11 protein-coding genes are annotated in these 11,902 nt (G+C 73.0%); 8 read left to right on the top strand and 3 right to left on the bottom strand.

The genetic code is table 11. The annotated features are described in order from the left end of the window. Positions 1-181 precede the first annotated feature (181 nt). Positions 182-469 (bottom strand): hypothetical protein, encoded by a 288-nt coding sequence (locus tag JOE68_RS24640; protein WP_204844640.1) that lies wholly within the window; start codon positions 467-469, stop codon positions 182-184. Positions 470-506: 37 nt separating this feature from the next. Here JOE68_RS24640 and JOE68_RS24635 point away from each other — a divergent pair, with 37 nt between their 5' ends. Continuing rightward, the gene (locus JOE68_RS24635) at positions 507-2,129 is read left to right on the top strand and encodes a DUF885 domain-containing protein (RefSeq protein WP_307819870.1); all 1,623 of its coding nucleotides are present in this window, start codon (positions 507-509) and stop codon (positions 2,127-2,129) included. An 88-nt stretch (positions 2,130-2,217) separates the two neighbouring features. Next, the gene (locus tag JOE68_RS24630) at positions 2,218-3,189 is read left to right on the top strand and encodes a quinone oxidoreductase family protein (protein ID WP_204844638.1); all 972 of its coding nucleotides are present in this window, start codon (positions 2,218-2,220) and stop codon (positions 3,187-3,189) included. 121 nt (positions 3,190-3,310) lie between these two features. Here JOE68_RS24630 and JOE68_RS24625 read toward each other — a convergent pair whose 3' ends face one another. Continuing rightward, positions 3,311-3,904 carry an FKBP-type peptidyl-prolyl cis-trans isomerase gene (locus JOE68_RS24625; protein WP_204844637.1) on the bottom strand — a complete coding sequence of 198 codons (594 nt, stop codon included), beginning with the start codon at positions 3,902-3,904 and terminating at the stop codon, positions 3,311-3,313. A gap of 223 nt (positions 3,905-4,127) precedes the next feature. On the opposite strand from JOE68_RS24625, the gene JOE68_RS24620 reads away from it, so the two are divergent. From JOE68_RS24620 to JOE68_RS24605, 4 genes are all read left to right on the top strand, one after another. Further along, a complete protein-coding gene (locus JOE68_RS24620; protein ID WP_204844636.1) occupies positions 4,128-5,135 on the top strand; it encodes a hypothetical protein in 1,008 nt (335 codons plus the stop codon). A 54-nt stretch (positions 5,136-5,189) separates the two neighbouring features. Continuing rightward, on the top strand, positions 5,190-5,789 hold the full coding sequence (locus JOE68_RS24615; RefSeq protein WP_204846270.1) for a hypothetical protein: 600 nt from the start codon (positions 5,190-5,192) through the stop codon (positions 5,787-5,789). Positions 5,790-5,841: 52 nt separating this feature from the next. Further along, a complete protein-coding gene (locus JOE68_RS24610; RefSeq protein WP_204844635.1) occupies positions 5,842-6,495 on the top strand; it encodes an HD domain-containing protein in 654 nt (217 codons plus the stop codon). A 175-nt stretch (positions 6,496-6,670) separates the two neighbouring features. After that, positions 6,671-7,237 carry a sigma-70 family RNA polymerase sigma factor gene (locus tag JOE68_RS24605; RefSeq protein ID WP_204844634.1) on the top strand — a complete coding sequence of 189 codons (567 nt, stop codon included), beginning with the start codon at positions 6,671-6,673 and terminating at the stop codon, positions 7,235-7,237. A gap of 257 nt (positions 7,238-7,494) precedes the next feature. On the opposite strand, the gene JOE68_RS24600 is transcribed toward JOE68_RS24605, so the two are convergent. Continuing rightward, complete coding sequence (locus tag JOE68_RS24600; RefSeq protein WP_204844633.1) at positions 7,495-8,418, bottom strand: heme o synthase; 924 nt, start codon at positions 8,416-8,418, stop codon at positions 7,495-7,497. A gap of 261 nt (positions 8,419-8,679) precedes the next feature. On the opposite strand from JOE68_RS24600, the gene tkt reads away from it, so the two are divergent. Further along, positions 8,680-10,773 carry a transketolase gene (gene tkt, locus JOE68_RS24595; protein ID WP_204844632.1) on the top strand — a complete coding sequence of 698 codons (2,094 nt, stop codon included), beginning with the start codon at positions 8,680-8,682 and terminating at the stop codon, positions 10,771-10,773. Positions 10,774-10,788: 15 nt separating this feature from the next. After that, the gene (gene tal / locus JOE68_RS24590; protein ID WP_204844631.1) at positions 10,789-11,901 is read left to right on the top strand and encodes a transaldolase; all 1,113 of its coding nucleotides are present in this window, start codon (positions 10,789-10,791) and stop codon (positions 11,899-11,901) included. Position 11,902: the final 1 nt, after the last annotated feature.

Here is an 11,902-nt window from a genome sequence, read left to right as displayed (position 1 = left end):
GGCGGGCCCTCCCCGGGCTCGCGGCGCGGCGCTCGTCGCGATGCCCGGCGCGGCGCTCGGCGCAGCCGGGGCCGACCGCGGCGGCGCGCAGGCGCCGGCCCGCCCGGACCCGGGCTCCACCGGCCCCGGCAGCCCGCCGATCCCCTCGGGCGAGCGATCGGGACCCGGCCGGAACCGCCGGTCAGAGGCCGGCCATCCGCCGGCGGTGCTTGGCGCCGATCCTGGTGCTCGCCACGGTCTCCCGGTCCCACTCGTGCCGCTCCAGGTCCGGCACCGCCGCGATGGTGGCCTCGGCCGACGCCACGTCGGGCAGGAACACGTCGCCCATCGCGCCGTCCTCGCCCACCAGCACCAGGCGCGCGCCCGCCCGGCCCACGTTCTCCACCACCGCCCGCGCGGGCTTGCCGTGGGCCGCCACGAACGCCCGGGCCGTTTTGACGGCCGCGCCGATCTTCTTGTCCTCAGCCACCCCGCCAGCCTAGAACCTGCGGGTAACTTCCGTGCACGTGACCGAAACCACGACACCGACCAGACTGGTCGACGACTTCCTCACCTGGCAGTTCGACCGCGCGCCCGGCAACGCCGCGATGCTCGGCTCGCTCGACCACGACCACACCCTCGGCGACTTCAGCGCCCAGGCGTTCGCCGACCACGACCGCGAGGCCGCCGGCTGGCTGGAGCGGTTCACCCGGTCCCGGACCGACGACCTGGAGGAGTCGGTCGACCGGGACCTCGTCATCTCCGTGCTGCGCGGCCACCTGGCCAGGGCCGACTGGCCCGCCTGGCGGCGCGACCCGGCGACCTACACCTCGGCCGTGTTCTACCCGCTGTTCACCGCCTTCCTGCACCGCCTGCGCCCGGAGCCCGAACTCGTCGGCAGCGTCGTCTCCCGGCTCGCCGAGGTCCCCTCGCTGCTCGCCGCCGGCGAGGCCAACCTCGACCCCGCGCTCGCCTCCCCCAAGATCGTCGAGCGCGCCGCCGCCCAGGCCAGGACCGGGCGGGCGTTCCTCACCGGCACGCTGCCCGCCGAGGTGTCCGACCCGGACCTGCGGGCCAAGCTCGCCGACGCCGCCGAGCCCGCCGCCGCCGCGTTCGACCGTTTCGCCGCGTTCCTCGACCGGCTCGCCGCCGCGGCCACCGGCGACTGGCGGATGGGCGAGGGCCTCTACTCCACCCTGCTGCGGGAGCAGGAGGTGCTCGGCTACGGGGCCGCCGAGCTGCACGAGCGGGGCAGGGCCGCCTACGCCGAGCTGGAGGCGGAGATGCGCGCGCTGGCCGGGGCGGACGACTGGCACGCCGTGATGCTGGGCCTGCAGGACGACCACCCGCCGACGCCCGAGGCGATGCGCGCCGAGTACGAGGCCGAGACGCGGCGGGCCCGCGCGTTCCTGGTGGAGCACGGCCTGGTGACGCTGGCCGACGGCGAGGAGTGCCGGGTGGTGCCGTCGCCGGCGTTCCAGCGGCCGATCCTGAGCGTCGCCTCCTACATGTCCCCGCCGCCGCTCACCGCCGCCCGGGTCGGGCACTTCTTCGTGCCGCACCCGCCGGAGGACTTCACGCCGGACCAGGTGGCGCAGCGGCTGCGCACGAACTCCCGCGCGCAGCTGGCCACGATCGCCGTGCACGAGGCTTACCCCGGCCACCACTGGCACCTGTCGTGGCTGGCCGCGCAGGACCGGCCGGTGCGCAAGGTGCTGCGCACGCCGTACTTCTCCGAGGGCTGGGCCCTGTACGCGGAGAAGCTGTTGCGGGAGAACGGCTTCTTCAGCGCGGAGGAGGTCGGCGACGCGGAGCGGGCCCGCGCGCAGGAGCTGGCGCACGTCGAGGCCCGCCTGTTCCGCGCCGCCCGGATGGTGGTGGACACCGCCCTGCACTGCGGCGACATGAGCACCGAGGAGGCCGAGCGGTTCATGACCACCAAGACCTCGCTGACGCCGGGCACGGCGCAGGGCGAGGTCACCCGGTACTGCGCGTGGCCGACGCAGGCGCCCTCGTACCTGACCGGGGCGCTGGAGATCGAGCGCATCCGGGACGAGTTCACCGGCACGCCGCGCGAGTTCCACGACAGGCTGGCCGGGTCGGGCGCGCTGCCGCTGGGGCTGGCCCGCCGGGTCGCCCTGGGCCGCTGAGGGCTCCCGACCCGTGGGACGCGGAACAGGCGGCGGCGCGCGGGAGTTGACCGGGGGACACAGGCGGACGAGTGCGGAGGACGTGGACATGCCCAAGGCAGTGGTGGTGCGCGCGACCGGTGGGCCGGAGGCGCTGGAGTTCGGCGACGTCGAGCCGAAGTCCCCCGGTCCGGGCGAGCTGCTGGTCGACGTGGCCGCGGCGGGCGTGAACTACATCGACACCTACCACCGCGAGGGCCGCTACCCGCTGCCGCTGCCGTTCGGCATCGGGCTGGAGGGGGCCGGGCGGGTGGCCGCGCTGGGCGCGGACGTGTCGGGGTTCGCGGTCGGCGACCGGGTCGCGTGGGCGGCGGCGCCGGGCAGCTACGCCGAGCAGGCCCTGGTGAGGGCTTCGGACGCGGTGCCCGTGCCCGACGGCGTGGCCGACGACACGGCGGGCGCGCTGCTGTTGCAGGGCCTGACCGCGCACTACCTGGTGGCGTCCACCTACCCGGTGCGGGAGGGCGACCGGGTGCTGGTGCACGCCGCGGCGGGCGGGGTCGGGCTGCTGCTGGTGCAGCTGGCCAAGGCGCGCGGCGCGCGGGTCGTCGGCACCGTGTCCACGCAGGCCAAGGAGGCGCTGGCGCGGGAGGCCGGTGCGGACGAGGTGATCCGCTACGACCAGGCCGACTTCGCGCCGGAGGTGCGCGAGTGGACCGGCGGCGAGGGCGTCGCGGTCGTGTACGACGGGGTCGGCGCGGCCACGTTCGACGGCAGCCTGGCGGCCCTGCGCCCGCGCGGCCACCTGGTGCTGTTCGGCGCGGCGAGCGGCCCGGTGCCGCCGGTGGACCCGCAGCGGCTCAACCAGGCGGGCTCGGTGTACCTGACGCGGCCGTCGCTGGGCGCGTACACGGCGACCCGCGAGGAGTTGGAGTGGCGCGCCGGCGAGCTGTTCGGCGCGGTCGCGGACGGGTCGCTGGACGTGCGGATCGGCGGGCGCTACCCGCTGGCCGACGCGCGCCGGGCGCACGAGGACCTGGAGGGCCGCCGCACCACGGGGAAGCTGCTGCTGATCCCGTGACGCCCCGACGAGCGGCAGGGGCCCCGGCCGGCGCCGGGGCCCCTGTCGTCGGTCGGCCGCCCCCGGTCCGCCGCGGGCCGCCGGTGTCAGCGGCGCGGGCGGACCCCGCGGGCGGGCGCGATCAGCTCTGCACCTTCACCGCGTCGACCACGAAGACCAGCGTCTCGCCGGGCGCGATGTCGTCCTTGCCCCGGTCGCCGTAGCCCTTCTCCGCGGGGACGACGAGCAGCCGGCGCCCGCCCTCCTTCAGCCCGATGAGGCCCTCGTTCCAGCCCTGGATGACCTGGGCCTGGCCGATGTTCTGCAGCTGCAGCGGCTTGTCGCCGTCCCAGGACGCCTCGCGGGTCCTGCCGTCGCTGAAGGTCGCCAGCACGTAGTGCAGCTCGGCGGTGGAGCCGGCCTTGATCTCCGGGCCGGTGCCGGGGACGAGGTCCTTGGCCAGCAGGCCGTCCTGCGGCTTGCAGCCGGTGGGCACGGTGATGGTGGGCTTCGCGCCCGCTTCCCCGGTGACCTGGTACTGCGACTCCTCGCAGGGCGGGCCGCTGGGCTCGGACACCTCGGCGGCCGGTTCGTCGCTCGCCGCGGGCGCCGTCGCGGTCGCCGTCGGGGTGTTGGTCAGGGTGGACGGCCGGTCGCTCGCGGTGCACGCGGTCAGCGCCAGTCCGGCGGACAACAGGGACACGAGGGCCAGGGCCGTACGGCCGACAGTACGCATGGTTGTCGAGCTTATGGGGCGCTCCCGGACGCCGTACGGCCAGGCCCACCGGCAGGCCCAACGCCGGTCACGGTCCGCTGCGGCGCCCCTCGGAATTCATCCGCAAATGTGCCACTAATTACCGCTTCCGCAGTTCGGCACCCGAGCGTACAGTAACTCCGCGCAGTTGATCGGAAACCTGCGGCATTCGGCCTTCCGGGTGTCCGCCAAGGAGGTGACCCCTGTGTCCGCGGAGCCCGGGGGCGCACGCGGCACCCTGTTGCGCGAATTGTTCTGGACCAGGACCGGGTTGCTCCTGCTGGTCCTCGTGGTGACCTCGGCCGCGAGCCTGGCCATTTCCAGTGGAATGGAGCCGGGCGCGCTGCGGAACTTCATCGGGTCGGTGGGCACCGGCACCATGATCTCCGCCGTGGTCGGGTTCGGGCAGACCCTGATCACCAGTTCCGCGGCGCAGCGGGCGCTGCTCGCCCCGGTGGTGGAGGAGAGCCGCAAGGCGCTGCGCGACCTCACCGCCGAGTACCGGGCGCTGGACCGCGAGTTCTTCCCCAGCGACGTGTTCGAGCCCACCGCCCGGCCGGACCCGGCGTTCAACCAGCTGATGATGCAGGACCTGGAGCGCACCCGGCTGTACGGGTTCCGCGGCTTCGCCGGCCGGTACGCGGCGTGCCGGCTGCTGCTCTCGCACGGGGAGTGCGAGCTCAGGGCCGTGCTCGCCGACCCGCGGGACGACGACGCGATCAGCGGCCGGGCCCGCTACCTGCTGCGGCACGAGGGCGCCGAGAGCGACTACGACGCCATCGCGGCGCGGCTGCGCGACCAGATCTCGGTCGGCCTCGTCGGCCTGTTCCTGGCCCGCGGCCGGTGCTCGCGGATCGACCTGACGATCGTGCCCGACCCGCCGCTGGACCGGCTGGAGCTGTTCGACGACAGCGCGTGGATCACCCTGTACAGCAACGCCGGAGCGGGCGCGGTCCGGCTCTACCCGCGCACCCTCCGGTTCGCCGAGGGCTCCTTCCTGCACGGGATGGAGCGCGCCGAGTTCCTGCGGATCAGCAACTCCAAGGCCGGCCTGCACGTCGTCGTCACGCCGCGCACCACGCGCGCCGAGTTCCTCGCCGGGTTCGAGCGCATCACCGGGACGGCGTTGTCCGAAGAAGGTTTCCGAGCGCTCGAGGAAAAGTTCCACCGGTTCCGCCGGGAATTCTCCGCCTCCGCTCAGTTGGGGAGCTGATAAGCCGTGTTGACCGAGCCCTCCGGGGCCTCCGCCGTCACCGAACTCGCCACCATGATCGCCCTGACCGACACGCCCGCCGCGGACCAGTGGCGGCACGTCGCCGGGCGATTCCGGGAATGGTCCGGGCGACCCGGACTCAAAGAGCGGTTGCGCGCGCACCTGCGCGCCCTGAGCCCGCAGGAGGAGATGCGGGTGGCCGCCCGGTCGCGGGAGACGACCACGCACTTCGCGTGGTGCCTGCGGGACGAGCCGGCCGAGCCGTTCACGTTCTGGCTGCACGAGTACAAACCGCAGCGGGATTGGCGGCGGGGTTACGCCGATTCCATCCACAACCACCGCTACCACTTCTGCACGATCCTGCTCACCGGCTCCTACCTGCACGAACGCTTCAGCGCGCGACTGGCCGAGGACGGCCGGTCGATCCGGGACACGACGCTGCTGCGCAGCACGCAGGCCCAGCAGGGCGATTCCGGGACGATGCTGGCGCACGAATTCCACCGGATCCCGAAAGCGGCGGACGACACCCTGACCTTCCTGGTGAAAAGCCGCGCGGTGAACCCGTGGAGCCTGTCCTACGACCCGGACACGCGGACCAGCCACCGGCACGTCCCGGTCGAGTCCAGGTTGGAGGAACTGGCGAACAGCCTCTAAAGGATCACCCGTTCGACTTACCATCGGCCCCACCCGGCACGGGAGGGGTCCCATGAGCACGGTCTCGGCACCGACGGTCACCGCGCGCGCGATCTCCGAGGTGGAGGGCGAGGTGTGGCGGCTGTGCCGCGCCCTCGCCGCGAAACTGCCGTTCCACGGCTGGCACCACGTCAGCTTCGTGCGGGACAAGGCGGTCGGCTTCGCCCGGCGCAACGGCGCCGACGTGGCGCTGGTCGAGGTCGCCGCCCTGGTCCACGACGTGAACTACATGGTCCGCAAGAACTCGCTGCCGGTCGACGGGCGGCGGCTGCGGCTGTCCGTCCTGGCCGGCGCGGGCGTGCCCGACGACGTGGCCGCGCGGGTCGACGCGGTGGTCGAGGAGGCCGAGATGCGCACCCGGCACCGGCACATCTCGCTGGAGGCGCAGGCGCTGTCGGACGCGGACACCCTGTTCAAGGCGCTGCCGGTGACGCCGGTCGTGCTCGCGCCGAGGTACCTGGAGGAGAACGGCATCACGCTGCGGGAGCTGGCGCACAAGATCGTCGGCGAGCAGCAGGCCAAGCAGGACGACGGCTACTACTTCTACGACCCGGAGGCGGCGGCGACCTACTCGCGCTGGGCGACGGCGAACCTGGAGCTGTGGCAGTGCATCGTCGAGTCGTTGGATGACCCGACCGTGGGACGACTGCTCGCCGAGGTGCCCTGAGAACGGCCCGACTACGGATGCAAACCTGTTTCAGGCCAAGTTGGTCCGAAAGAAACCCGAAATTACTCCGAACGCCCGCGTAAGACTCACGCTGCGTGCGCGTCCCCAGTGTTGATGTCGCGGTGGGGCGCCGCGGCTGGGGCGGAGGTGCGTGGTGTTCGCGGACGACAGGACGGTGCCTTTAAGGGATACGGTCGCTCCGGAGGTCGTGACCGCGGCCGTGGCGGGCGAGCGGGGCGCGGTGGACCTGCTGCTGCGCGCCGTGCGGCCGGCGGTGCTGCGGTACTGCCGGGCGAGGCTCGGCGGGTCGGCGACACCGGCGGACGACGTGGCGCAGGAGGCTTGCCTCGCCGTGCTCAAGGCGCTGCCGCGCTACCGGGACGAGGGGCGGCCGTTCCTGGCGTTCGTGTACGGGATCACGGCGCACAAGGTCGCGGACGCCCACCGCTACGGCGCGCGCAACCGGACCGAGCCCATGGCGGAGGTGCCCGACGGCCCCGGCGCCGAGGCCGGTCCGGAGCTGCTCGCGCTGCGCGGGGAGCTGTCGGAGGAGATGGCGCGGCTGCTGGGCGTGCTGCCGCCCAAGCAGCGGGAGATCCTGCTGCTGCGCGTGGTGGTGGGGCTGTCGGCGGAGGAGACCGCCGAGGCCGTCGCGTCCACGCCCGGCGCGGTGCGGGTCGCCCAGCACCGCGCGCTGACCCGCCTGCGGAAGGTGCTGGCCGAGCAGCTGGTGCGGAGCTGACCGCCGCGCACCGGGCTCACCGCCGAGCCCGGTGCGCGGCGGTCGGCCCAGCGGTCGGGTTCAGTCGGCTCAGTGGTCGGGTTCTGCGGTCGGGCTCAGCGGTCGGCCCGGGTCCGGTGCTCGCCGGTGGCCGCTCGCCCGCGAGCGGGCGCCACTCGACCGGACAAGCCTGACGTCACCCGATCAGGCCAGTGGAACCGGCCTGCCGGCACGGCGGCGCCACCCCCGGCGAAATCACCCGTCCGAGGGTGGTCGGATCAGAAGGGCCAACCCAGGACCGGCAGGCCGACGACCGCGTCGACCGCCAGCCCGCAGAACACCAGCATCAGGTACAGGTTGGACAGGTGGAAGAACTTCATCGTGTTGGTCGACCCGCCGCGGCGCACCACGCCGTGCAGCCGGTGCGCGAACACGGCGAACCACACGCCCGACACGGCCGCCACGACCACGTAGATCCACGACGTGACCGGGGCCAGCAGCAGGGTGCACACCACGGTGACCCACGAGTAGATGACGATCTGCCGCGTCACCTGCTGCGCCGTCGCCACCACCGGCAGCATCGGCACGCCCGCCCGCGCGTAGTCCTCCTTGAACTTCATCGCCAGCGCCCACGTGTGCGGCGGCGTCCAGAAGAAGATCACGCCGAACATCACCAGGGCCGGCCAGGCGACCGTCCCGGTCACCGCCGACCAGCCGATGACCACCGGCATGCAGCCGGCCATGCCGCCCCAGATGATGTTCTGCGACGTCCGCCGCTTGAGCACCAGCGTGTAGACGAAGATGTAGAACAGGATCGTCGCGACGGCGAACACCGCCGAGATCAGGTTCGTCGTCGCCCACAGGAACAGGAACGACACCACGCCCAGCACGACGCCGAAGACCAGCGCGTTGCGCGGCGGGATGGTGTTGCGGGCCAGCGGGCGGGCGACGGTGCGCTTCATCACCGAGTCGATGTCCGCGTCGACGTAGCAGTTCAGCGCGTTCGCCGAGCCCGCGGCCAGGGTGCCGCCCGCCAGGGTGCAGGCGATCAGCCACAGCGGCGGCAGGCCGCGCTCGGCCAGCAGCATCGCCGGGATCGTGGTGATCAGCAGCAGCTCGATGACGCGCGGCTTGGTCAGCGCGACGTACGCCCCGACGACCTGTCGCGGTGACCGCGCCGGAAGCTCCGTGACGGCACTCATCGCACTCCTCGCTGTGGTCGGGGGGATGCGCAGATCGTAACCGCGCGTTGAAAACACAGCCCGTCCGGGTACGCCTGAACGGTACCGAGAACGCGCTCGCCCCCCTTGTGCGTTCACCCACAGAGCGTTCGGAGCACGAGGGTCGGACCCGCCGACTAGGCTGGCCGGCGGACGAGGGAAAACCGCGGATCGGGCCTGACGGGATCGAATCAGAACGCCCCGTCCGAACCGCCGCCTACGTGAGACTGGAGCTGGAAGTCCGTGTCCGTCACCGATGACATCACCCGGCTGACCGAGGCCCATCTGCCCGACGACTGGACGGAGTCCGACCGGCGCGCCGTCGACACAGCCCGCGTCCTGGCCGCCGACGCGGTGCAGAAGGTCGGCAACGGCCACCCCGGCACCGCCATGAGCCTGGCCCCGCTCGCCTACGCGCTGTTCCAGCGCGTCATGCGGCACGACCCGGCGGACGCCGACTGGATCGGCCGCGACCGGTTCGTGCTCAGCGCCGGCCACTCCAGCCTCACCCTCTACATCCAGCTCTTCCTGTCCGGCTACGGCCTGGAGCTGGACGACCTCAAGGCGCTGCGCACGTGGGGCTCCAAGACCCCCGGCCACCCCGAGCACCGGCACACCCCCGGCGTGGAGATCACCACCGGGCCGCTGGGCCAGGGCCTGGCCTCGGCCGTGGGCATGGCGATGGGCGCGCGCCGCGAGCGCGGCCTGTTCGACCCGGACACCCCGCCCGGCGAGAGCCCGTTCGACCACCACGTCTTCGTGATCGCCTCCGACGGCGACATCGAGGAGGGCGTGACGTCCGAGGCGTCCTCGCTGGCCGGCACCCAGCAGCTGGGCAACCTCACGGTGATCTACGACGACAACAAGATCTCCATCGAGGACGACACGACGATCGCGCTGTCGGAGGACACCGCGAAGCGCTACGAGGCGTACGGCTGGCACGTGCAGGTCGTGGAGGGCGGCGAGAACGTCGCGGGCATCCTCGACGCGCTGGCCGCGGCCAAGGCCGAGACCGAGCGCCCCTCGTTCATCCTGCTGCGCACGATCATCGGCTACCCCGCGCCCACCAAGCAGAACACCGGCGCGGCGCACGGCGCGGCGCTGGGCGACGACGAGGTCGCGGCGGTCAAGCGGGCGCTGGGCTTCGACCCGGAGAAGACCTTCGAGGTGGCCGACGACGTCCTGGCGCACGCCCGCGAGGTCGTCAAGCGCGGCGAGGCCGCCAAGGCCGAGTGGCAGGAGTCGTACGACGCCTGGGCGGCGGCGAACCCGGAGCGCAAGGCGCTGTTCGAGCGCGTGAACAACCGGGTGCTGCCCGACGGCTGGGTCGACGCGCTGCCGTCGTGGGACCCGGACCCGAAGGGCGTCGCCACCCGGAAAGCCTCCGGCGAGGTGCTCAAGGCGCTGGGCCCGCTGCTGCCGGAGCTGTGGGGCGGCTCGGCCGACCTCGCCGAGAGCAACCTGACCACGATCAAGGGCTCCGACTCGTTCGGCCCGCGGGCGATCTCCACCAAGATGTGGCAGGCGAACCCGTACGGCCGCACGCTGCACTTCGGCGTCCGCGAGCACGCGATGGGCGCGATCCTCAACGGCATCGCGCTGCACGGCCCGACCCGCCCGTACGGCGGCACGTTCCTGGTGTTCTCCGACTACATGCGCCCGGCCGTGCGGCTGGCCGCGCTGATGAAGTCGCCGGTCACCTACGTGTGGACGCACGACTCCATCGGCCTGGGCGAGGACGGCCCGACCCACCAGCCGATCGAGCACCTAGCCGCGCTGCGCGCGATCCCGGGCCTGACCGTGGTCCGCCCCGGCGACGCGAACGAGACCGCCGCCGCCTGGGCGGCCCGGCTGGAGCAGCTGGAGGGCCCGGTCGGGCTGGCGCTGAGCCGTCAGAACCTGCCCGTGCTGGAGGGCACCCGGGAGAAGGCCCGCGAGGGCGTCAAGCGCGGCGGCTACGTGCTGGCCGGCGAGGGCGAGCCGGAGCTGGTCCTCATCGCGACCGGCTCGGAGCTGCAGGTCGCCGTGGAGGCGCGGAAGGTGCTCGAGGCCGAGGGCGTCGCCACCCGCGTGGTGTCGCTGCCCAGCGTCGAGTGGTTCGACGCGCAGGACGAGGACTACCGCGAGTCGGTGCTGCCCTCGTCGGTGCGGGCGCGGGTCGTGGTGGAGGCGGGCATCGCCCAGCCGTGGCACCGCTTCGTCGGCGACGCGGGCGAGGTCGTGTCCATCGAGCACTTCGGCGCGTCGGCCGACTACCAGACGCTGTTCCGGGAGTTCGGCTTCACCACCGAGGACGTCGTCGCGGCGGCGCGCCGGTCGCTGGCCAAGGTCCGCTAGAAGGAGATGACGCAGATGACTTCCACCCCGCTGGCCGCGCTGAGCGACGCCGGTGTGTCGATCTGGCTGGACGACCTGTCCCGCGATCGGCTGAACACCGGCAACCTCGCCGGCCTGATCGCCGACCACCACGTGGTCGGCGTGACCACCAACCCGACCATCTTCGCCGCCGCCCTGGCCCAGGGCTCGGCCTACGACGAGCAGGTGCGGCAGCTCGCCGCGCGCGGCGCGGGCACCGACGCCGCCGTCCGCGAGATCACCACCTCGGACGTGCGCGCCGCCTGCGACCTGTTCCGCGAGGTCCACGACCGCACCGACGGCGTGGACGGGCGCGTCTCGCTGGAGGTCGACCCGCGGCTGGCCGGCGACACCGAGGCCACCATCGCCGAGGCGCTGGACCTGGCCAAGGCCGTGGACCGGCCGAACCTGCTGGTGAAGATCCCGGCCACGACCGCGGGCCTGCCCGCGATCACCAAGGTGCTCGCCGAGGGCGTCAGCGTGAACGTGACGCTGATCTTCTCCATCGAGCGCTACCGGCACGTGATGGAGGCGTTCGTCGCCGGCCTGGAGCAGGCTCGGGCGAACGGCCACGACCTGCGCGGCATCCACTCGGTCGCGTCGTTCTTCGTGTCCCGGGTGGACACCGAGATCGACAAGCGGCTGGACGCGCTGGACGACCCGCGGGCCAAGGACCTGCGCGGCCGGGCGGCGATCGCCAACGCGCGCCTGGCCCACGCGGCGTTCCAGGAGACCTTCCGGGGCGAGCGCTGGGAGGCGCTGGCCGCCGCCGGCGCGCGGGCGCAGCGCCCGCTGTGGGCGTCGACCGGCGTGAAGGACCCGGCCTACCCGGACACCCGCTACGTGGACGAGCTGGTCGTCGCCGACGTGGTCAACACGATGCCCGAGAAGACGCTGCGGGCCGTCGCCGACCACGGCAGGATCACCGGTGACACCGTGACCGGCCGGGCCGCTCAGGCCCAGGAGGTCTTCGACGCGCTGGTGGAGGTCGGCATCGACCTCGACGACGTGTTCATCGCGCTGGAGGCCGAGGGCGTCGACAAGTTCGAGAAGTCCTGGGCGGAGCTGCTGGAGACGGTGACCGGGCAACTGAACCAGGCTAAGGACTGAA

Origin of the sequence: Saccharothrix algeriensis (assembly GCF_016907655.1) — a bacterium.
Classification (GTDB): Bacteria; Actinomycetota; Actinomycetes; order Mycobacteriales; family Pseudonocardiaceae; genus Actinosynnema; species Actinosynnema algeriense.
The sequence above is the reverse complement of the archived record's forward strand: the minus strand, read 5'-3'. Positions and strand labels throughout refer to the sequence as shown.

Bases quoted from the DNA above. Each gene is read 5' to 3' on its own strand.
- JOE68_RS24630 (WP_204844638.1), top strand. From the start codon at position 2,218: ATGCCCAAGGCAGTGGTGGTGCGCGCGACCGGTGGGCCGGAGGCGCTG.
- JOE68_RS24625 (WP_204844637.1), bottom strand. From the start codon at position 3,904: ATGCGTACTGTCGGCCGTACGGCCCTGGCCCTCGTGTCCCTGTTGTCC.
- JOE68_RS24615 (WP_204846270.1), top strand. From the start codon at position 5,190: ATGATCGCCCTGACCGACACGCCCGCCGCGGACCAGTGGCGGCACGTC.
- JOE68_RS24610 (WP_204844635.1), top strand. From the start codon at position 5,842: ATGAGCACGGTCTCGGCACCGACGGTCACCGCGCGCGCGATCTCCGAG.
- JOE68_RS24600 (WP_204844633.1), bottom strand. From the start codon at position 8,418: ATGAGTGCCGTCACGGAGCTTCCGGCGCGGTCACCGCGACAGGTCGTC.
- tal (WP_204844631.1), top strand. From the start codon at position 10,789: ATGACTTCCACCCCGCTGGCCGCGCTGAGCGACGCCGGTGTGTCGATC.